The following is a 22,383-nucleotide window of genomic DNA, read 5'->3' as shown; positions in this document are numbered from 1 at the left end:
TGCCGATGTTATAAAAACAAAAAATCTGCCTTTTTAATTCACCAATAAAAGTACTGGTTTTTTTAAAAAGACAAATTTAGTTTGAAATTAATTTACGATGTTCAACGGCCATTTTAAGCTTCCATATAGGCTTCAATGGGAGCGCAGGAGCATATCAGGTTTCTATCGCCATAAGCATCATCAACCCGTCTAACGCTGGGCCAGAATTTGTTATTTCTCACATAGTCAAGCGGAAATGCGGCTGCTTCCCGCGAATATGGAAAATTCCATTCGTTTGAAGTTACCATGTCCAAGGTATGTGGTGCGTTCTTTAAAATATTAGAGTCATCGTTTTTTGAAACCGATTCTATTTCCTTTTTTATGGAAATCATGGCATCACAAAAGCGGTCCATTTCAGCTTTACTTTCACTTTCGGTAGGTTCAATCATCAAGGTCCCTGCCACAGGAAAGGATACCGTTGGTGCGTGAAATCCGTAGTCCATCAGGCGTTTTGCAATATCAACTACTTCAATGCCATAGTCTTTAAACGGACGGCAATCTACAATCATTTCGTGTGCTGCACGACCGCGTTCACCAGAATACAGCGTGTTGAAACTACCCTGTAAACGGTGCTTGATGTAGTTGGCGTTCAAAATAGCTATTTTGGTTGATTCCGTTAAGCCTTCAGCGCCAAGCATTTTAATGTAGCCATAAGAAATCAAGCAAACCAACGCCGACCCGTAAGGTGCTGCTGAAATAGCGGTAATGGCTTTGCTGCCACCCACTTTTTTAATAGGATTTCCGGGTAAAAACGGCACGAGTTGTTTGGCTACGCAAATAGGGCCTACACCCGGGCCACCGCCACCATGTGGAATGGCAAAGGTTTTGTGCAGGTTTAAATGGCACACGTCGGCCCCAATATTTCCGGGGTTTGTTAAGCCTACTTGGGCATTCATGTTGGCACCGTCCATATAAACTTGCCCGCCATTGTCGTGGATGATTTTAGTAATTTCCTTGATGGCCGATTCGTAAACGCCATGGGTTGACGGGTAGGTAACCATTAAACACGATAAATGCTCTTTGTGCAAAATGGCTTTTTCGCGTAGATCGTCCACATCGATATTGCCCTCTGCGGTCGATTTGGTTACAATCACTTTCATGCCTGCCATAACAGCACTTGCAGGGTTTGTGCCATGTGCAGATGATGGGATTAAGCAAATATTTCGGTGGCCCTCATTACGAGATTCATGGTATGCTTTTATCACCATTAAACCGGCATATTCACCTTGTGCCCCAGAATTTGGTTGTAGCGATGTGGCAGCAAAACCTGTAATTTCGGTAAGTTGGTCTTCCAATTCTTTTAGAACAGTTAGGTAACCTTGCGCTTGTTTTTTAGGCACAAACGGATGGATGTTTGCCCATTTAAAAATGCTTAAGGGTAGCATTTCTGAAGCTGCATTTAGCTTCATGGTACAAGAACCTAAAGAAATCATGGAATGGTTTAAAGCCAAATCCTTACGTTCCAATAATTTTATGTAACGCATCAATTCGGTTTCTGAATGGTATAGGTTGAACACATCCAAGGTTAAAAAATCAGACCGTCTTTGTAATTTTTCTGAAATAGTAGTTTCTTCTGAAATAGTAGAAATAACGATGGTTTCTTTTTCGGCAGCTTCAGCAAAAACCGAAATTAAATAGTTTATATCCCTTACCGAAGTGGTTTCGTTTATTGAAATGGTAACGGTTTCCTTATCGGGATAATATAAATTGACTTTTTTGGTCTTGGCGACTTGTTTTATTTTTTTGGAGTCGGTTTTAATTTGAAGGGTGTCAAAAAATTCGGTATTTACTTGATTGTAACCTAATGATTTTAAGATGGTTGCTAGTGTTGAAGCTGTGTGGTGCACTCGGTTTGCAATAAATTTCAACCCTTTTGGGCCGTGGTACACGGCATACATGCTTGCCATAACCGCCAATAAAACTTGGGCGGTACAAATATTGGAGGTGGCTTTATCGCGTTTTATATGTTGCTCGCGCGTTTGCAATGCCATACGCAAGGCCCTGTTGCCGTTGGCATCTTTGGTAACGCCAATAATGCGCCCGGGGAGGTCGCGTTTGTAGGCTTCCTTAGTGGCAAAATATGCTGCATGCGGACCACCAAAGCCCATGGGTATGCCAAAGCGCTGGGTGGTGCCCACTACCACGTCGGCACCAAATTTACCGGGAGCTTCTAGCTTTACCAAGCTCAACAAATCGGCGGCTACGGCTACCTTTATTTGGGCTTTGTTCGCTTTTTCAATAAATGTTTTAATGTCAGTTACCTGTCCGTGTTTTCCGGGGTACTGTAAAATGGCACCAAAAAAATCTGATGGGAAATTGAAAGTTTCCTCTGCTCCAACTACCAGTTCAACACCAATAGGATTGGCGCGGGTTTGAAGCAATGATAATGTTTGAGGCAATATGTTTTCTGAAACAAAAAATTTGTTGACATTATTTTTCTTTTGCTCGCGTTCGCGCACGGCGAAAAGCAAGCCCATTGCTTCGGCGGCGGCTGTACTTTCATCAAGTAGCGATGCATTGGCAATTTCCATACCAGTTAAATCCATCACCATGGTTTGGAAATTTAAAAGGGCTTCCAATCGGCCTTGTGCAATTTCTGCTTGATAGGGCGTATAGGCGGTGTACCAACCTGGGTTTTCAAGAATATTTCGCTGAATAACAGCAGGCATGATGGTTGGATGGTAGCCCAAACCGATGTATGTTTTATAGGCTTTGTTTAACTTGGAAAGCTCGTGGATATGAAGCAAATATTCATATTCCGTCATGGGAGTATCCAATTTTAAACCATTTTTTAAGCGAATATCATTGGGGATGGTTTCATAAATTAATTGGTCTAAAGAATCAACTCCAATAGTTTCCAACATAAGTTTTTGGTCGTTTTCTCTTGGGCCAATATGACGCAATGCAAAAGCGTTTGTGTTCATTTACAACGTATTTGTTTATATAATTGGCAAAAATACATAATATACAACGTGTTTTATGGCGTAAAACGGAAAGTTTTTAACCAATTGGATGCGTTATTAACACTGTGTAAAAGGGTTTGTTTAATTTTGCAGGATGCAGGTTTTAAAACAACTCTTCAATTTTTACATAAACAGCAGTATCCATGTGGCTTTAGCCGTGGTTTCGTTAACATGGATAACCCTTGCGGAATATGGTATTTCACAGGATTGGTTCTTGTTGTTTTTTGTGTTTTTCGCATCTGTTTCGGGTTATAATTTTGTTAAGTATTATAGCATGGCAAAATTCCACCGAAAAAGTTTGGCAAATTGGTTAAAAGCTATCCAGGTTTTTTCGTTTTTAAGTTTTATGGCTATGTGTTATTGTGCCTTTAAATTAAAGTTAAATTCGTTGATTTTTATTTCGGGACTCGGACTTCTAACTTTTTTTTATGCGATGCCCTTTTTGCCAAAAAACAAGTTTTGTGACGGCTCGATGACCTTAAGGAATATCGGCGGGTTAAAAGTGTACATGATTGCGCTGGTATGGACGGGTGTTACGGTATTTCTTCCGCTGGTAAATAATGGCTATGCCATAAATGCTGATGTGCTTCTTACGGCTTTGCAACGGTTTATTTTTATAATCATTTTAATGTTGCCTTTTGAAATTAGGGATTTACGTTACGATAGTTCAACCTTGGCTACCATCCCACAAAAATTGGGTGTGAAACAGACAAAACTTTTTGGGGTTTTGTTAATGGGATTGTTTAGTTTTTTGGAATATTTTAAAAATGAATTAAACCCAAATTACGCGCTGGTTTTAGTGATGGTATTAATTATAACCGTTATTCTGTTGCTGTTTTCAAAAATAGAACAAGGAAAATATTACAGTTCGTTTTGGGTTGAAGGCTTACCTATTTTATGGGCTTTACTTTTGCTTATGGCAGGTTGGTTCCGGTTTCTTTAATGGCTTTGTCCAGCTTTAACTTCATGGTTTGTTTGCATTTTCTATCTAAACAGGTAACATGCGATTTTTTGATGATTTTGGTAAGTTTTACATTGTTCCGCGTGTATTTTCTGCATGCTTCACATAAAACCAAATGAATGCTTAACTTTACTTTTTCCCAAAACGAAGCATTTTTATATTGTACTTTATCGCACACATGGTTGGCTTCATCGCACTTTAACATAAATTTAATTTTGGTACTCATAATTAAAACCAATTTTCTTTTAAGCAGGCTGCCATGGCAGTACGTGCTCTGTGGATAATGACCCAAAGGTTAGACGCTGTGATGTTAAGTTCATTACAAATTACGTCGGTATCCAGTCCTTCAATGGACTTCATCCTAAAAACCTCAGCTTGTTTTTCGGGGAGCTTGTTTAGGCAGCTAAAAATTGCGTCGCCAAGTTCGTCGTTTTGCATGGTGTCTTCGGCCGTTTTGTCAAACGGGTCTGCCACACGTTCTTCCAGCCAATCGCCTTCGGTTTCATAATCATCATTATAAGTAATTCGCACTTCGGCTTTTCCTTTGTTGGAATTTACTTTTCTGTAGTGGTCAATAATTTTCCGCTTTAAAATGGAAATCAACCAGGTACGTTCATTGGCTTCACCCTTAAAATTTTTCATCGATTTTAGGGCTGCCAAAAAAGTATCCTGCACCAAATCTTGCGCCATAATACCATCGTTTACACGCGAAATGGTGTAATTATAAAGATAATCGGCATATAAATCGATCCATTTATTTGGATTAATTTGGTGGTTGGGCATGGTTTTGCAATTTTCTTTTTCAAAAATAGTGGAAAAGAATGGATATTTTCAATATTTCTAAATCAACCCCGCCCGTTTCAACAAGGCTTCGGGCTGCGGCTCTTTTCCGCGAAAGCGTTTATAAAGCACCATTGGGTCTTCGGTGCCACCTTGGGACAGTACATGGTTTTTAAATTTAGTGGCGATTTCTTTGTTGAAAATACCTGCTTCCTTAAAATATTCAAAAGCATCGGCATCTAACACTTCGGCCCATTTGTAACTGTAATAACCTGATGAATAGCCGCCTTGAAAAATATGCGAAAACGACGTACTCATACAGTTTTCTGCAACTTCCGGGTATAAAGTTGTGTTTTTGAAAGCTTCCTCTTCGTGTGCTTTTACATTGGTTATTTTTGAAGGGTCTTGACCGTGCCAACTCATATCCAACAAGCCAAAACTTAGTTGCCGCAAGGTTTGCATGCCTTCCTGAAAGGTGGCCGATGCTTTTATTTTTTCAACCAAATCCATAGGAATTAACTCCCCGGTTTCATAATGTTTGGCAAATAATGATAAAGCCTCTTTCTCGTAGCACCAGTTTTCCATAACCTGACTTGGCAATTCCACAAAGTCCCAAAAAACCGACGTGCCCGATAAACTTGGGTAAGTAGTATTTGCCAACATTCCGTGCAAAGCGTGCCCAAATTCGTGGAACAAGGTGGTTACTTCATTGAAGGTTAATAATGAAGGTTTACGTGTTGTGGACCCTTTTGTTACGCTCAGTACAGGTTTTGTGAAGTTACAAACTATGGAAACATGGGGCCTTTCGTTTAAGCCATTTTTTTTGGATTGTGGTTTGAAGGAGGTCATCCACGCACCATTGCGCTTACCTGCTCTTGGAAAAAAATCGGTGTAAAAAATGGCTACTAAATCACCGTTAATGTCGGATACTTTGTAGGTTATAACGTCTTCGTGGTATTTGTCGATGGTATTTATTTCCTCAAAGTTCAAATCGAAAAGTTTATTGGCAACCGTAAATGCCCCTTGAATGACATTTTCCAGTTTGAAATAGGGTTTCAACAGCTCGTCATCTAAACTAAAAAGTTTTTGTTTTAATTTTTCGGAATAATACGCGCCATCCCATTTTTCGAGTTGCTCGATACCATCCACTTCTTTTGCAAAACGTTGAAGGTTTTCAAACTCGCGTTCGGCGGCTGGTTTTGCTTTTTCCAATAGGTCGTTTGAAAATTCCAGAACTTTTTCGGGCGTTTTTGCCATGCGTTCCTCTAAAACAAAATGGGCATGGGTTTTATAGCCCAGTAATTGGGCGCGTTCAAACCGGAGTTTTGTTATTTTTAAAACAATGTCTTGGTTGTCCAGAGCATCGTTGTTAAAGCCTTTGCTTCCTGCTGCAAGAGTGATTTTTTTACGAAGCTCCCGGTTATCGGCATAGGTAACAAAAGCGATGTAGCTTGGGTAATCTAAGGTAAATAACCAGCCTTCCTTGTTTTTGGATTCGGCCAATTGTTTGGCTGCTTCCATGGCTCCTTCGGGTAAACCTGAAAGTTGCGATTCATCGGTAATGAGCATCTCGAATTTATTGGTTTCGGACAAAACATTTTCGCCGAATTTCAATTTTAATTGGCTTAATTGTTTATCGATTTCTCGGAGTTTTTCTTTTTTGTCATCGGGTAAATTGGCACCGTTTCTTGAGAAGCTTTTGTATTTTTTGTCGAGAAGCGTTTGCTGTTCGGGTGATAGATTTAAGGTTTCTTTAGAGTTGTAAACCGATTTTATACGTTTGAATAAAGCTTCATTTAATGTGATGTCGTTACTGAATTCAGATAATAAAGGCGAGACTTCTTGCGCTATTTTCTGAATGATATCATTGGTTTCAGCGGCATTCAAATTAAAAAAGATGCTTGAAATGCTATCTAATTGTTCGCCCGAAAACTCTAGGGCTTCCATTGTATTTTCAAAGGTTGGCGCATCAGGGTTATTAACAATTGCATCAATTTCAGCTTTGGCATTTGCGATACTTTGTTTAAACGCAGGAAGAAAATCGTCGTTTTTTATTTTTGAAAAAGGGGCTGTATTATAAGGTGTTTTGAACGGTTTCAGTAAAATGTTCTCTGTCATTTCAATAGGGATAGATTAAAAAATTAAATTATTATGCATACATAATAAAAAATTTGTATTTTTGCTGCAACAATTTGAAGAGTGACTAACTCATAAAATTATTCTTAATAGCTAGAAAACCTCGAAGACACCTTCGAGGTTTTTTTATTTTAGGTCTTTTGCCGATTCATGCACCTGTTGTTTCAAGGCATCTTTATAGTCGATAATTTTATTCAAGATATCTGGGTTTGAAGTGCCAATAATTTGAGCGGCCAAAATGCCAGCATTTTTTGCGCCATTTAAAGCCACCGTAGCAACCGGTACGCCTCCGGGCATTTGTAAAATGGATAGTATAGAATCCCAGCCATCAATAGAATTGCTACTTTTTACCGGAACGCCAATAACGGGCAGGGGCGATAAAGATGCAATCATGCCCGGTAAATGCGCTGCACCTCCAGCACCCGCAATAATAACGGCGAAGCCTCTGGTGTGGGCGTTTTTGCCATAATCGAATAATTTTTCTGGAGTACGGTGTGCCGAAACGATATCGACTTCAACAGCGATATTAAAATCTTTTAAAATAGCAATAGCGTCTTGCATTATTGGCAAATCGCTTTTGCTTCCCATGATAATTCCTACTTTGTTCATAATTATTCGCTTATAACTTTAATCGTTTTTTTAACCTCTTCGGCAATGCGTCGTGCTTCGTTTAAATTTTCGTTCACAATGGTTACGTGCCCCATTTTACGAAACGCACGGGTTTGTTTTTTGCCGTAAATATGGGGTGTTACGCCTTCCATTTTCATAATGGATTCAATATTTTTGTAAACCACGTTTCCTGAAAAACCTTCGGCTCCCACCAAATTTACCATCACGCCACCCACTTTGCTATCGGTTCTTCCTAAAGGTAAATTTAAAATAGCTCTTAAATGCTGTTCAAATTGCGAGGTGTAACTGGCTTCAATGGTTTGGTGGCCCGAGTTATGGGGTCGGGGAGCGACTTCGTTAATGAGGATGTCGTCGTTTTCCGTTTGAAACATTTCAACAGCCAACAACCCAACATGGTTAAATGCTTTCGATGTTTTTAGGGCAATGTCGATTGCTTTTTTGGCAACTTCTTCTGAAATTCGTGCAGGACAAATAACGTATTCCACTTGGTTGGCCTCGGGGTGAAATTCCATTTCAACCACAGGGAAAGTTTTTGTTTCGCCCGATGCATTTCTGGCAACAATAACCGCCAGTTCGTTTTTAAAAGGAACCACTGTTTCCGCAATGCATTCCCCTTTTGGCAAGCCTTCTAAATCTGAAAGGGTTCTAACCACTTTTACGCCATTGCCGTCGTATCCAAATTGTGCAGCCTTCCAAACAAACGGAAACTTTAAACCGCCATTGTTTATGGTATCTTCAATTTCAGAAAGATAGGCAAATCGCGAAAACGGCGCAGTGGGCAAATTATGATCAATATAAAACAATTTTTGGGTGGCTTTATTTTGAATGGTTCGCAAGGTTTTTGATGATGGATACACTTTTTTACCTAATTTCTCTAGTGCTTCCAAGGCATCAACATTTACGTTTTCAATTTCAATGGTAAGCACATCTACTTGTTTTCCAAAGTTGTAAACCGCATCAAAATCCATTAAATTGCCCAAATGGAATTCATTACTGGCTATTTTACAGGGTGCTTCATCACTGGCATCCAAAACACAGGTATAAATATCAAATTTTCGGGTGTCGTTAAGCAGCATTTTGCCTAATTGCCCGCCACCAAGGATTCCAAGTTTGAAATTTGAAGAAAAGTAGTTCATGCGTTTCTATTGTGAAAAATCGTTAACTGATACGCAAAAATACACTTAAATCTTAAATTAGTCTCGAATTCATAAACCAAAAATCGTTATTGGGCAATCTATTGATTATCTTTGCACCTTTCTAAAATTAATTACCGTGATAAAGCTACACGACAAATATTTTAAACCATTTATTTCGGCAAAAGAGATAGATGCTGCCATGACGCGTTTGGCGAAAGAAATAGCAAACGATGTGGGCGACGACATTCCTGTTTTTGTTGGTATTTTAAACGGCTCGTTTATGGTTGTAAGCGATTTTGTAAAAAAATACCCAAAACCGTGCGAAGTGACTTTTATAAAGTTAGCGTCGTATGAAGGTGTGAAATCTACCGAAGATATTCAGCGTTTAATTGGCTTGACCCAAGATTTAACAGGAAGAACGGTTGTTGTCTTGGAAGATATTATTGACACGGGCAATACCTTGGCGGAAGTACACCGTATTTTTAAGAACGAAAACGTAAAATCGTTAAAAATAGCGACACTTTTTTACAAGCCTGAAGCCTACAAAAAAGATTTTAAACTACATTATATAGGTATCGAAATACCCAACAAATTTATAGTGGGCTACGGCTTGGACTATGATGGTTTAGGGCGCAACATACCAGAAGTCTATCAAATAAAAGAAACACAACACATGACAAATTTAGTGCTATTTGGCCCTCCAGGTGCAGGCAAAGGAACGCAAGCCGAATTTTTAAAGGATAAATACCATTTGGTGCATATTTCAACGGGCGATGTTTTTAGGTTCAACATAAAGAACGAAACGGCCCTAGGGATGTTGGCAAAATCTTATATTGATAAAGGCGAATTGGTTCCAGACCAAATAACCATCGATATGTTGGAAGCTGAAGTAGAGAAAAACAGTGATGCCAACGGGTTTATATTTGATGGGTTTCCACGTACCAGCGCTCAGGCCGAAGCACTCGATAAGCTTATGGAAAGCAAGGATTCGGCAATTAGCGCTATGATAGCTCTTGAAGTTGACGACGATATTTTGGTAAAACGCTTGCTAAGTCGCGGAAAAACAAGTGGTCGTGCCGATGATGCCGATGAAACCGTTATAAGAAACCGCATTAAGGAATATTATAAAAAAACCGCCATTTTAAAAGACTATTATTCGGCACAAAATAAATATTTTGGTGTTGATGGCGTTGGAAGTGTGGAAAAAATAACAGAGCGTTTAGCCAAGGTAATTGGCAACCTTTAAAATTCCAGCGGAAACTGATATCTCAATAAATCTTAAATGATAGATTTTTTGTGAAATCAATTTCCTTTTATAAGATTTCCGCCCTTGCGGGAATGAACCAAAAAGTTAAAAGCCACAAAGCCCGAAAACTTTTAATTTTTAACTTTTAACTTTTAGCTTATTTATGACAGAAGGAAACTTTGTTGATTATGTGAAAATGTATGTTAGCTCCGGCAACGGAGGTAAAGGATCGTCGCATTTGCACCGCGAAAAGTTTATTGAAAAGGGTGGTCCCGATGGCGGCGATGGCGGCAGGGGTGGCCATGTTATCCTTCGTGGTAACGCAAATTTATGGACGCTGCTTCATTTAAAATTTAAAAAACATATTCGAGCAGGCCATGGCGAGCATGGTGGAAGTAGCCGAAGTTTTGGTGCCGATGGGGAAGACGCTTATGTAGAAGTGCCTTTAGGAACGGTAGTTAGGGATACCGAAACCAACGATATTATTTTTGAAATTACGGAACATGGTGAAGAAAAAATAATTGCCGAAGGCGGTAAAGGTGGTTTGGGCAACTGGCATTTTAGAACAGCAACCAACCAAACCCCACGATATGCACAACCTGGTATTCCGCATGAGGAAAAACACATTACCCTCGAATTAAAAGTTTTGGCCGATGTTGGTTTGGTAGGCTTTCCCAATGCAGGAAAATCGACCCTGCTTTCGGTTATTACCTCTGCAAAACCAAAAATTGCCGATTACGAGTTCACTACGCTAAAACCCAATTTGGGCATCGTGCAATACCGCGATTTTCAAACTTTTGTAGTAGCCGATATTCCCGGTATTATTGAGGGTGCTGCGGAAGGACGGGGCCTTGGGCACTACTTTCTGCGCCATATCGAGCGTAACTCCATCTTATTGTTTTTAATTCCTGCCGATGCGCCCGATATTAGGAAACAATACGATATTCTGTTGGATGAGTTGCGACGTTATAACCCTGAAATGCTTGACAAAGACCGTATCATTGCCATTTCAAAATGCGATATGCTGGACGATGAGCTAAAAGCTGAACTTAAGGAATTGTTGGATAACGAATTGCCAATTCCTTATCTTTTTATATCATCAGTAGCGCAACAAGGTATCACGCAATTAAAGGATACGCTCTGGAAAATGCTTAATGGTTAAGTAGTAGGCTTTCAAAAAAAACGTTTTATCACCATATTCCCCAAATAATTTCCATAAAAAAAAGCCCTAACATTAATTAGGACTTTTTTTATGGGATAAAAACTTAATTTTTGGTTTTGTTTTTCTGTTTTGATTTGGAGCCCACGCGCGACATGGCACATCTAAACCCGATATAATCGGTTGCCATATCCTGTGGGAAGTAGCGTCGTTGTGCGGGGTCTAGCCAATATTCTCTATCTTTCCAAGAGCCGCCTTTGTACACTCTTACTTCATCATTTATTAAGGACGTTCTGGTATTGGACCTGTCGTATTCCCTTAATATTTTTCCTGTGGAATCTCTTGAGATTATGTTTTTTGGCGAGTTGTACATTTTTCTGGTCTCATCGGTTTTTCCGTTTGTTTCTTCATCTTCATCGAAATTCTCAAAACGACGCGACGATTGTCTGTCGCCATCCCTAAAGTTTACCGCATTGCTTCTGTCGAAATTAGTGCGTAAATAGGTTTCGTTTTCATCAACGGGAACTTGTAATATTTCACCGGGTAAATTTCTAGCCACTATTTTACCATTTGATAGCGTGTCGTAAACAATGTTATCGGTTGTAACTATTTTCACCGAACCGTCTTCATTAATGGCGTTTTTGGTGTAAACGTTACCTCGGTAGTAGTTAAAATCGTTGTATTCATCATCTACAATTGGTCTGTAAACATCGGCTACCCATTCGGCAACGTTGCCAGCCATATCATATAAACCGTAATCGTTTGGTTCGTATGATTTTACTTTGTTTGTAATATCGGCACCATCATCGCTCCAACCTGCTATACCGCCATAATCGCCTTTTCCTTGTTTAAAGTTGGCCAATTGGTCGCCTCGGTATTTACGTGAGCCGTTGCGGGTGTATTGTCCGTCCCATGGATATTTTTTTCGTCCACGGTATAGGTTGTAGCTTCGTATTTCGCTTAATCCTAAAGCGGCATATTCCCATTCGGTTTCGGTTGGTAGCCTGTACTTGGGCGTAATAAGCCCTGTTTCACGGGTTGCATAAATGTTGGTTTCGTTGCCATCGGCATCTTTTCTAACAAAGCGTTTGTTGCCTCTTTCGGGGTTTATAACTTCTTCGTTGCCACCATAAGTTAACGAAGGGGCATTTATGTAAGTATCTGTATTAAAGGTAGATTCTGCGTTTACATCTACAATTTTGGCATCACGCTTCAGGTAACCTGCCTTTTCTAGGTTGTACTCGTTAACACGGTCTGATCTCCAGTTTGCAAATTCAACTGCTTGGATCCAGCTTACACCAACTACCGGATATTCGCCATAACCAGGGTGACGTAAATAATTTTCGGTCATCACTTCGTTGTACCCCAATCGGTTTCTCCAAACAAGAGTATCGGGCAAAGCGCCTTCGTAAATGGCCCTAAAGTTTTCATCGGATGGGGGGTAAACTCGTTTAATCCAATCGAGGTACTCCATGTACATAGCATTGGTTACTTCCGTTTCGTCCATGTAAAATGACTGCACGTGCTGTTGGTTTGGGGTGTTGTTCCAATCGTGCATCACATCGTCCTGTACGCGACCTTTGGTAAAGGTGCCTCCTTCAATAAATACCAAACCTGGAGAGGTTTCCTGTTCTTTAAAGTCGGAATTGTATTGAAAACCACCTTCGCGGGAGTTTATTTGCCATCCGGTAGCTCTAGAACTATTTTTTGTACTCGAAGATTTTTTACAACCAGTTGTAGCTACTGTTAAAGCTAAAACTAATAAAACCTTGAACGCTACTACTTTTTTCATATCCATACGTTTAAGTAAGCTAATAATATTTTTGGTGGTGCAATATAAGAATTAAACCGAACAACGCAAGCGATTTTTTTGAATTTCATCAAAAAAAAGTGCATTTCACCCTAATTTTTATACACTACAACGATGTTTTTGCTGTTTTGCATCGTGTTTTTGTGTTGTATAAACGTGTGTTTTACTAATTTATTATTGTATTTTTGCTTTAGTTTGTAATATTATGTGGTTTTTTAATACTAACTGCTTATTATTAGCGTTATTTTAGCGATGAAAGAAAAATTATTACTGATTTTATGTGTAGTTGGTAGCGTTGTTTTTGCGCAAGAGCGCACATTTACGATTGATTGGCGTTCCGCCCAAAAAATTTCTACCGATACCTATACCATAGAAATTCCATCGTTCAATGCAGAAAATTTTAGTTTTAATTTCGATGAAGGCTTGCTGTTTGTATCACAATGGGCCCTATCAAATTCTATAAATGAAGCTTCCATAACGGTAAATAATGTTAATTACGCCTCCATCCCAAAAAGTGAGTTGAAAGATTTGGATGTTAGCACCATTCCCAAAAAATTAACCTTCAGTTTAAAAAATGCGATTGCACGCGATAAGCAATATGCGGTTTTCCAGCTTTCGCCTATAATAAATGATCAAGGTAATTTTAAAAAGGTAACTTCTTTCCAAATAAGTTACAATACAAGCAGTGTTGCCAACAAAACCTCGGTGTTAAATAAATTTGCTAAAGCCGCCGCTGTTTCAAATTCGGTATTGAACACGGGCGAATGGTACCGTTTTTATGTGGATACTACGGGTGTTTTTAAATTATCGAAAAGTTTTTTGCAACGTTTGGGCGTTAGGGTAAATGAGGTGGACCCACGAACGATAAAGTTATATGGTAATGGAGGACGCATGATTCCGTATTCAAATGCCGTGGCCTATCCGTTTGATGTGCAAGAAAATGCTATTAAGTTTGTGGGCGAAAGCGATGGTGTTTTTAATAACGACGACTACATATTGTTTTACGCCGAAGGCCCTAAAGGATTTAACAATGAAAGCAATACCAATATAAACTGTTATACCGATAAAACCTATTATTATATAAACGTAAGTAGCGGTTTTGGTAAACGCATACAGCCATTTGTTCAACCTAGCGGGCCTATTAACTTAGCAATCAATACCTTTGAAGATTATAAGTTTCATGAAACCGACCTCTATAATATCGCATCGTTAGGACGACGCTGGTTTGGCGAACGTTTTGATATTGATAATAATAAAACCTTTAATTTCGATTTTCCAGATTTAGTAACCACCGTGCCAATAAAGCTAAAGGTATATGTGGCATCGGCTGCAACTACGGCAACCTCCATTCAGCTTTCGGTTAACGGTAGTGCCATTTCTACGTTATCTATTGCCGGTGCTTCAAAACCAAGTTTAGCGGGTGAAGCAAGCTACAATAATAGTATAACGGTAAATGCCCCTAAGATTTCGGTCGGGTTAAATTATAACAATCAGGGCAATCCCAGTGCATTAACATATCTAGATTATATTTCAATTGAAGCTACCCGGGCGTTAAATTTCAACAAAAAGCAGTTTCAGTTTAAAAACGGTGCGGTGGCCTCGGCTTCTGGTATTGGACAATATACCATTAGTAATGCTTCACAAATTTCTGAGGTTTGGGATGTAACCGATGGTTATAATATTTCCAACGTAATCAATACAGATGCCGCGTCCAGCCTTAGTTTTACAGCAACCTTGGGCACCTTGAAAACCTATGTTGCCGTTACGCCCTTGGATTATTTCGAGCCTAAACTCGATTCAAAAACTACGGTAGCGAACCAAAATATAAAAGGAACGGTGTTTTTAAATGCCCAAGGCCAATTTCAAGATGTCGATTATATTATTGTAGCACCAGACAACATGTTGAACCAAGCCGAACGTTTGGCACAAATTAATAGAACACAGTATAACCTAAACGTTAAGGTGTTTGGTTTAAATGAAATTTATAATGAATTCAGCACAGGGAACCAAGATATTGGCGCCATTAGGAATTTGGTGAAATATGTTTATGACAACGCGAGTGCGCCCGATAAAAAAATAAAATACCTATGCTTGTTTGGCGATGGCTCGTTTGATTATAAGAACAGAATTCCCAACAATACCAATATTGTGCCGTCGTGGCACTCATACAGCAGTTTTAATTTAACAAGTTCGTTTGTTTCCGATGATTTCTATGGCATGATGGATGCCAATGAAGGCACCATGGCATCTAGTGATAAACTGGATATTGCCGTTGGCAGAATTTTAGCCGATACACCTCAACGCGCCAAGGAATTGGTCGATAAAATTGAATCGTACTATGCCAAAGAATCCCTAGGTAGCTGGCGCAATAATTTTGTGGTAGTTTCCGATGATGTGGATCAAGATTGGGAAGGCATCCTACAGGAAACAACCGATAATGTGGGCAACTTGGTTACGCAAAACAAACCATTTATGAATGTGGTCAAGATACATTCCGATGCGTATAAACAAGAAACTTCTGCGGGCGGAAATCGCTATCCTCAAGTCAATAACGAGATGGTTAATGCCATAAACACGGGCGCTTTGGTAGTAAATTATTTTGGCCATGGTGGTGAAGAAGGATTGGCACAAGAACGTATTTTTTTAAAGACCGATATTGAAAGCTTGCGCAATTATAATAAGTTGAATTGTTTTGTAACCGTTACCTGCGAGTTCACCAAGTTTGATAATCCCTTTCGCGAAACGGCCGGCGAATTAACCTATTGGAACAAACAAGCGGGCGCTATTGGTTTAATTACTACCACCCGACAAATTTTTGTAAGTTTTGCCATTGTTTTTAATAATGTATTAGGGCAATACCTGTTTTCGTACAGCGATAACGACCCCTATCAAGCCAATGAATATCCCTCTATGGGCGAGGCGTTGCGCCTAACAAAAAACGATCCAGCCATTAGTGGTCAAAGCCAAAAAAGCCTCATCTTTTTTATTGGCGACCCCGCCATGAAGTTGGCCTTTGCAAAACCAAACATCGTATTAACAAAAATTAACGATGTGCCCATTGCACAATCAACCGATGTTCTAAAAGCCTTGAGCCGTGTTAAATTGGCAGGCGAAGTAACCGATGTGGCCGGTAACGTGTTAAACAACTATACGGGAATACTTTCAACCACTATTTACGATAAGGATATTGACCGCCAAACATTGGGAAACGATGGTATTTATTTAAACGGCCAATTGGTTAAATTGGATTTTAAAACCTTGGGTGAAATTATTTTCAGGGGGCAAGCTTCGGTTAAGAACGGTCTGTTTGAGTTCGATTTTGTGGTACCAAAGGATATTGGCATTCCGGTAGGTTTTGGAAAGGTAAGTTTTTATGCCAAAGATGAAACCTTGTTGGAAAACCAAACCGGGGCCAGCGTAAATACCGTTAAAATTGGCGGCCTAAACGAAAATGCAGAACAGGACAACATAGGCCCTGTTATTACACTTTATATGAATGATGAAAACTTTGTGTCTGGCGGCATAACAAATGAATCGCCAACCTTATTGGCAAAGTTGGAAGATGCCAATGGTATTAACACCGCAAGCGGCATTGGGCACGATATAGTGGCTATTATTGATGGCGACGAAACAAACCCCGTAGTTTTAAACGATTATTACCAAACAGAAGTGGATAATTATCAAAAAGGCGTGGTAAGTTTTCCTTTTAGGAATTTAGCTCCAGGGCTGCATACCTTAACCCTAAAGGCTTGGGATGTTTATAATAATTCATCCATTGCCGAAATTCAGTTTGTTGTGTTCGATAAAGATGAAGCCCTGGTAATAAACAATGTGCTTAATTACCCAAATCCGTTTGTAAATTATACAGAATTTTGGTTCAATCACAATAGTTCCACACCTTTAAACGTTTCAGTACAGGTATTCACTGTCTCGGGTAAGTTGGTTCGTACCTTAAATGGGCAAACCTCTGGAGGCGTTGTTTCAACAAGCACTTTGTCCAGGGATATAGTATGGGACGGAAGGGACGATTTTGGCGATAAAATAGGCAAGGGCGTTTATATTTACAAGCTAACCGTGCAATCAGACTTCTTAAATAAAAAAGTAGAAAAAATAGAGAAACTTGTTATACTCTAATAAACATTTATATTTGTTAAATAAAAACCAATTTATGAAAAATCAGTTATTGCTATTACTCGCGTTTGCATTTATTTTGAATGTAACGGCACAAACAACATTAATACCAAACTTAGATAACAGGGTCATTACAACAGGGCTGCCATTTGTATTGATTGCGCCCGATGCAAGGGCAGCAGGCATGGGCGATATGGGTGTGGCAACATCGGTTGATGCGTTTTCCCAACAATGGAACCCAGCAAAATATGTGTTTTCTGAAACCAAATCGGGCGTAGCGGTAAGTTACACCCCTTATTTAAGTAAATTGGTTAACGATATTTTTTTAGGAAACGTTACCTATTTCAATCGTTTGGACGATAGAAGTGCTTTTGCGGCCAGTTTTAAATATTTTTCATTAGGTGATATAGAAATTATAACACAAGCACAAGCAGACCAAGGTAATTTTACACCACTTATTGAAAGACCAAACGAGCTAACCATCGATGCATCTTATGCCTTGCGTTTGTCAGACCAATTCGCCATGTCGGTAGCCATGCGTTATTTAAGGTCTGATTTGAAAATTTCAGCAGCTGAAGAATTTGCCGATGCAAAAGCAGCAAGTACCTTTGGTGTAGATATTTCAGGTTATTATCAAAGTGAAGAAGAAGCATATTCCGATTTTAACGGGCGGTGGCGCATGGGTTTTGCCATTCAAAATATTGGGCCGAAATTCAAATATGACGAAGGTGGTGAAGAAAACTTTCAGCCTACCAACTTGCGTTTAGGGGCCGGTTTCGATTTTATATTCGACGATTATAACAAAGTTGCGGTAACTGCCGAGGTAACCAAACTGTTGGTGCCAACACCGCCCATTTATAACGATGAATACAGATATACCGATACCAATGCCAACGGGGTTTATGATGAAGGAGTTGATACTTTGGTAGGAGACCCAATAGCTCGAAACGTAAGTATTTACAAAGGTAAAGATCCCAACGTAAACTTTTTGTCAGGCATGTTCCAGTCCTTTGGCGATGCGCCCGATGGTTTTAGTGAAGAGTTAAAAGAGTTCACCTATTCATTAGGTGCTGAATATGTGTATCAAGACTCATTTGCCTTTAGAGCCGGCTATTTTAACGAAAGCGAAGAGAAAGGGGCCCGTAAGTTTTTAGCTCTGGGTGCTGGTTTTAAGGCCAATGTGGTAAATATCGATTTATCTTATTTGTTCTCCGCATCCAAAGTACAGAGTCCGCTTGAAAACACCTTACGTTTCTCGTTAACCTTCAACATAGGCGCAGGAACTTATAACGAATATTAACAGTAAAAAATGAATTGGATAACAAAAACTATTGCAACCGCAATAGTTTTTTTGTCTAAAATAGTTTTATAACTTTATTGAAAATAATTTTATGAAAGAAGTTAAAATTGAGTCCACGTTATTCGTTTTTGAAAACTTAGAAGAACTTCCAAAAGATGTCGCTTTTTTAATGCAGAAAGCCATAGAGGCGCGCGGTAAAGCCTATGCGCCCTATTCAAATTTTAATGTGGGTGCCGCCATACTTTTGGATAATGGTGAAATTATAACGGGAAGCAACCAAGAGAACGCTTCCTATCCATCGGGTCTATGCGCCGAGAGAACCGCTATTTATTATGCAGGTTCCCAATTTCCAGCAGCCAAAATTGTAAGAATGGCCATTTCTGCAACATCAGCAACAAAGCCAACAACAAGTCCCATTCCGCCTTGTGGTGCGTGCAGGCAAGCCATTGCAGAGTATGAAATAAAACAGGAAACCCCTATCGAAATCTATTTTATGGGTGAAACAGGCGCCATAACCAAATCTGCTTCGTTAGCAAATTTGCTGCCATTAATTTTTGATAAATCGGTGTTGTGATATTGATAATGAGCAACCACCATGATTCTATAACGTTGCCTTTTCCCCTCGATGCGAATTCAGAGTTGTTTTACAGCGTTTCCATTGTCCTCTTGAGTCCTCCATGGTTGTTACCCCATTTCGATTGTCCCCTTGAGGGGACTTTAGGGGTGTTTTCCACTTAGATTGTTCAGTAAAATAACGATAGTAGCATCATTCCATAACCATATTCTTTCACTTTTTTTGCCTCTTCGATTATCCCTAGAAGTGTTTTACAGCGTTTCCATAGACCCCTGGAGTGCTTCATGGTTGTTACCCCATTTCTATTGTCCCCTTGAGGGGACTTTAGGGGTGTTTACCACTTAGGTTGTTCAGTAAAATAAGGATAGTAGCATCATTCCATAACCATATTCTTTCACTTTTTTTGCCTCTTCGATTGCCCCTAGAAGTGTTTTACAGCGTTTCGATGTTTCATGGTTGTTACAGCGTTTCGATTGTCCCCTTGAGGGGACTTTAGGGGTGTATAAAAAGATGATAATAGCTGTTTTCAACAAGTATTTTGTCCACAACCAAAAAATTCAAAAAAAAGTTTAACTAGTAACCAATGAGTACCAATGAAGCGTTTATTTTAACACTAAACAGCCTCATTTTACGTTAAGTTCAATCGATTGAATTAAAAATACGATAATTTTTCTTCAAAAAAAATAGTAAATACACAGAATTAAATGTGAAGTGCTGTTTTTTTTCATATTTTTTCGACTTTAATCCCGTTCTACTTTTGCAATACCTTTCAAAGTATTACTTTTGTAATTCGCAAAATTTAAAATTAACAGAAGTCGATGCAAAAAATCACAAAAGAGGTGTACCTCAAATGGTATGAAGATATGTCATTCTGGAGAAAGTTTGAAGATAAACTGGCTGCCGTTTACATTCAGCAAAAAGTAAGAGGATTTCTTCATTTATATAACGGTCAAGAAGCTGTTTTAGCTGGTGCCTTACACGCAATGGACTTGACAAAGGACAAAATGATTACAGCCTATAGAAACCACGTGCAGCCCATAGGTATGGGCGAAGATCCCAGACGTGTTATGGCCGAACTTTATGGAAAAGCAACCGGTACTTCCAAAGGAATGGGAGGCTCGATGCATATTTTTTCTAAGGAATTTCGTTTTTATGGTGGCCACGGTATTGTGGGTGGGCAAATTCCATTGGGCGCAGGCATGGCTTTTGGCGATAAATACCATGGTAGTGATGCCGTTACTTTATGTTGCTTTGGCGATGGTGCTGCACGACAAGGTTCGCTGCACGAAACCTTTAACTTGGCCATGCTTTGGAACCTTCCCGTAGTATTTGTTTGTGAAAATAATGGGTACGCCATGGGAACATCGGTAGAACGTACCGCAAACCATACCGAAATCTGGAAACTTGGTAAAGGCTATGAAATGCCTTGTGGCCCTGTTGATGGCATGAACCCAGTTAAGGTGGCCGAAGCTTTTGAAGAAGCCATTCAACGTGCACGAAAAGGCGGCGGCCCCACGTTTTTAGAGTTAAAAACTTACCGTTACCGTGGACATTCCATGAGTGATGCGCAGCATTATAGAACCAAGGAAGAAGTTGAGGAGTACAAGAAAATTGACCCAATTACGCAAGTAAAGGATGTGATTCTAGAAAAGAAATATGCTACGGAAGACGATCTTAAAGTGATAGACAAACGCGTGAAAGATTTAGTGGAGGAGTGCGAGAAATTTGCCGAAGAATCGCCTTTCCCAGATAAGCAACAACTTTACGACATGGTTTACGAACAAAAAGACTACCCCTTTATTCAACACAAAATATAAGTTATGGCAGAAGTGATAAATATGCCGCGTTTAAGCGATACAATGGAAGAAGGAACGGTTGCTACTTGGTTAAAAAAAGTGGGCGACAAAATAAGTGAAGGTGATATTCTTGCCGAAATTGAAACCGACAAAGCCACTATGGAATTTGAGTCGTTTCATGAAGGTACCTTATTGTACATTGGCGTAAAAGAAGGTGAAACTACCAAAGTTGATGAACTTTTGGCCATTATTGGCGAAGAGGGCGAGGATATTTCAGGTTTAATTGAGGGCGGCGGAAAAGCATCCGCAGAAACCAAAGAAGGTTCACAAGAAGCAAAATCCGAAGATTTATCAAAATCTGAAGCATCAAAAAATAAGAACGAATCAGCTCCTTCCCCTTCGGAAGGCGCAGACGAGGGGGGGCTTCCCGAAGGTGTAACCGTAGTTACCATGCCGCGTTTAAGCGATACCATGGAAGAGGGTACCGTAGCAACATGGCTTAAGAAAGTGGGCGACACCGTTGCCGAGGGAGAAATTCTTGCCGAAATTGAAACCGATAAGGCCACCATGGAATTTGAATCGTTTCAATCGGGTACTTTGTTATATATTGGTTTGAAAGAAGGCGAATCAGCAAAAGTCGATTCTTTACTGGCAATAATTGGTCCTTCAGGAACCGATGTTTCTGGTGTGGCAGCCAATTTTTTAGCAGGTACACCAGCTAAAAAGGCAGAAACACCAAAGCAAGAAGCTCCTAAAGCGGAGGTTTCCAATGTAACCCAAAAACAAGAGCCCACTAAAAACGAAGCAGCTAAACCTGTAACTCAAACAGCTTCTAGCGGACGCTTATTTGTATCGCCCTTAGCTAAAAAAATAGCCGATGAGAAAGGCATCAACTTATCGCAAGTTAAAGGCTCTGGTGAAAACGGACGCATCGTAAAAAGCGATGTTGAGAATTTTGTGCCAATTGCAGGGGCTTCCGTTGGGAAATTTGTTGCAGTAGGGCAAGAAGATTTTGAAGATGTGCCAAACTCGCAAATGCGTAAGGCCATTGCCAAAGCCTTAACAAATTCTAAATTTACGGCACCTCATTATTATTTAACCGTGGAGTTCGATATGGAAAATGCCATAGCGTTCCGTGCACAGTTCAATACCATTCCAGATACTAAAATATCTTATAACGACATGATTGTCAAGGCCTGCGCCCTGGCATTAAAACAGCACCCACAAGTAAACTCGCAGTGGTTTGCCGATAAAATGCGTTTAAATAACCACGTGCATATTGGGGTGGCCGTGGCGGTTCCAGACGGCTTGGTTGTACCAGTAGTTAAGTTTGCAAACGAGCAAACTTTACCACAAATTGGCGCTGCGGTTAAAGATCTTGCAGGTAAAGCTAGAAACAAAAAATTAACGCCCCAAGAAATGGAAGGCAGCACGTTTACGGTTTCTAACTTGGGTATGTTTGGCATCGATACGTTTACATCTATCATTAACCAACCTAATTCTGCCATTCTTTCCGTTGGGAATATTGTTGAAAAACCAGTGGTTAAAAACGGACAAATTGTGGTTGGCAATACCATGAAGCTGTCGTTAGCCTGCGACCACAGAACGGTTGATGGCGCTACAGGAGCACAATTCCTTCAAACATTAAAAGGATATATTGAAAACCCAGTAACAATGTTGGTATAAACAATTCCTGCGGAAGCAGAAATCTCATTATATAAG

At 39.7% G+C, this 22,383-nt stretch carries 15 protein-coding genes; 8 read left to right on the top strand and 7 right to left on the bottom strand.

Annotation, left to right across the window (positions count from 1 at the left end):
• Nucleotides 1–113: 113 nt before the first annotated feature.
• The gene (gene gcvP / locus GQO80_RS06535) at nt 114–2,963 is read right to left on the bottom strand and encodes an aminomethyl-transferring glycine dehydrogenase (protein ID WP_157207532.1); all 2,850 of its coding nucleotides are present in this window, start codon (nt 2,961–2,963) and stop codon (nt 114–116) included.
• A 133-nt stretch (nt 2,964–3,096) separates the two neighbouring features.
• On the opposite strand from gcvP, the gene GQO80_RS06530 reads away from it, so the two are divergent.
• Nucleotides 3,097–3,945, top strand: a complete 849-nt coding sequence (locus GQO80_RS06530) for a UbiA prenyltransferase family protein (protein ID WP_157207531.1) — start codon at nt 3,097–3,099, stop codon at nt 3,943–3,945.
• Here the strand turns inward: GQO80_RS06530 and GQO80_RS06525 are convergent.
• The 5 genes from GQO80_RS06525 to GQO80_RS06505 form a co-directional block, all read right to left on the bottom strand.
• The gene (locus GQO80_RS06525) at nt 3,917–4,189 is read right to left on the bottom strand and encodes a hypothetical protein (protein WP_157207530.1); all 273 of its coding nucleotides are present in this window, start codon (nt 4,187–4,189) and stop codon (nt 3,917–3,919) included. The two genes, GQO80_RS06530 and GQO80_RS06525, sit on opposite strands and share 29 nt — an antisense overlap.
• A 2-nt stretch (nt 4,190–4,191) precedes the next feature.
• Complete coding sequence (locus GQO80_RS06520; RefSeq protein ID WP_157207529.1) at nt 4,192–4,746, bottom strand: sigma-70 family RNA polymerase sigma factor; 555 nt, start codon at nt 4,744–4,746, stop codon at nt 4,192–4,194.
• A 57-nt stretch (nt 4,747–4,803) separates the two neighbouring features.
• A complete protein-coding gene (locus GQO80_RS06515; protein WP_157207528.1) occupies nt 4,804–6,861 on the bottom strand; it encodes a M3 family metallopeptidase in 2,058 nt (685 codons plus the stop codon).
• Between the two features lie 144 nt (nt 6,862–7,005).
• Nucleotides 7,006–7,488: a 5-(carboxyamino)imidazole ribonucleotide mutase gene (purE, locus tag GQO80_RS06510; protein WP_157207527.1), complete on the bottom strand. Its 483-nt coding sequence runs from the start codon at nt 7,486–7,488 to the stop codon at nt 7,006–7,008.
• A 2-nt stretch (nt 7,489–7,490) separates the two neighbouring features.
• Entirely contained in the window at nt 7,491–8,645 is a 1,155-nt protein-coding gene (locus GQO80_RS06505; protein WP_157207526.1) for a 5-(carboxyamino)imidazole ribonucleotide synthase, read from the bottom strand.
• A 136-nt stretch (nt 8,646–8,781) separates the two neighbouring features.
• Between GQO80_RS06505 and GQO80_RS06500 the strand changes: the two genes are divergently transcribed.
• Both GQO80_RS06500 and obgE read left to right on the top strand, forming a co-directional pair.
• Entirely contained in the window at nt 8,782–9,891 is a 1,110-nt protein-coding gene (locus GQO80_RS06500) for an adenylate kinase (RefSeq protein WP_157207525.1), read from the top strand.
• A 163-nt stretch (nt 9,892–10,054) separates the two neighbouring features.
• Nucleotides 10,055–11,053: a GTPase ObgE gene (gene obgE, locus GQO80_RS06495; protein ID WP_157207524.1), complete on the top strand. Its 999-nt coding sequence runs from the start codon at nt 10,055–10,057 to the stop codon at nt 11,051–11,053.
• A 103-nt stretch (nt 11,054–11,156) separates the two neighbouring features.
• Here the strand turns inward: obgE and gldJ are convergent, their stop codons facing one another.
• Nucleotides 11,157–12,848 carry a gliding motility lipoprotein GldJ gene (gldJ, locus tag GQO80_RS06490; protein WP_198037735.1) on the bottom strand — a complete coding sequence of 564 codons (1,692 nt, stop codon included), beginning with the start codon at nt 12,846–12,848 and terminating at the stop codon, nt 11,157–11,159.
• Between the two features lie 264 nt (nt 12,849–13,112).
• Here gldJ and porU point away from each other — a divergent pair, with 264 nt between their 5' ends.
• The 5 genes from porU (at nt 13,113) to GQO80_RS06465 (ending at nt 22,347) form a co-directional block, all read left to right on the top strand.
• Complete coding sequence (gene porU / locus GQO80_RS06485; protein ID WP_157207522.1) at nt 13,113–16,994, top strand: type IX secretion system sortase PorU; 3,882 nt, start codon at nt 13,113–13,115, stop codon at nt 16,992–16,994.
• A 34-nt stretch (nt 16,995–17,028) separates the two neighbouring features.
• The gene (gene porV / locus GQO80_RS06480; protein WP_157207521.1) at nt 17,029–18,291 is read left to right on the top strand and encodes a type IX secretion system outer membrane channel protein PorV; all 1,263 of its coding nucleotides are present in this window, start codon (nt 17,029–17,031) and stop codon (nt 18,289–18,291) included.
• 91 nt (nt 18,292–18,382) lie between these two features.
• Nucleotides 18,383–18,865, top strand: a complete 483-nt coding sequence (gene cdd, locus GQO80_RS06475; protein ID WP_157207520.1) for a cytidine deaminase — start codon at nt 18,383–18,385, stop codon at nt 18,863–18,865.
• 818 nt (nt 18,866–19,683) lie between these two features.
• A complete protein-coding gene (gene pdhA, locus GQO80_RS06470) occupies nt 19,684–20,682 on the top strand; it encodes a pyruvate dehydrogenase (acetyl-transferring) E1 component subunit alpha (RefSeq protein ID WP_157207519.1) in 999 nt (332 codons plus the stop codon).
• Nucleotides 20,683–20,685: 3 nt separating this feature from the next.
• Nucleotides 20,686–22,347, top strand: a complete 1,662-nt coding sequence (locus tag GQO80_RS06465; protein WP_157207518.1) for a pyruvate dehydrogenase complex dihydrolipoamide acetyltransferase — start codon at nt 20,686–20,688, stop codon at nt 22,345–22,347.
• Nucleotides 22,348–22,383: the final 36 nt, after the last annotated feature.

The organism is Mariniflexile maritimum, from assembly GCF_009746565.1.
GTDB lineage: Bacteria > Bacteroidota > Bacteroidia > Flavobacteriales > Flavobacteriaceae > Mariniflexile > Mariniflexile maritimum.
Note: the sequence above shows the minus strand (reverse complement) of the source record. Positions and strands in the feature narration are given on the sequence as shown.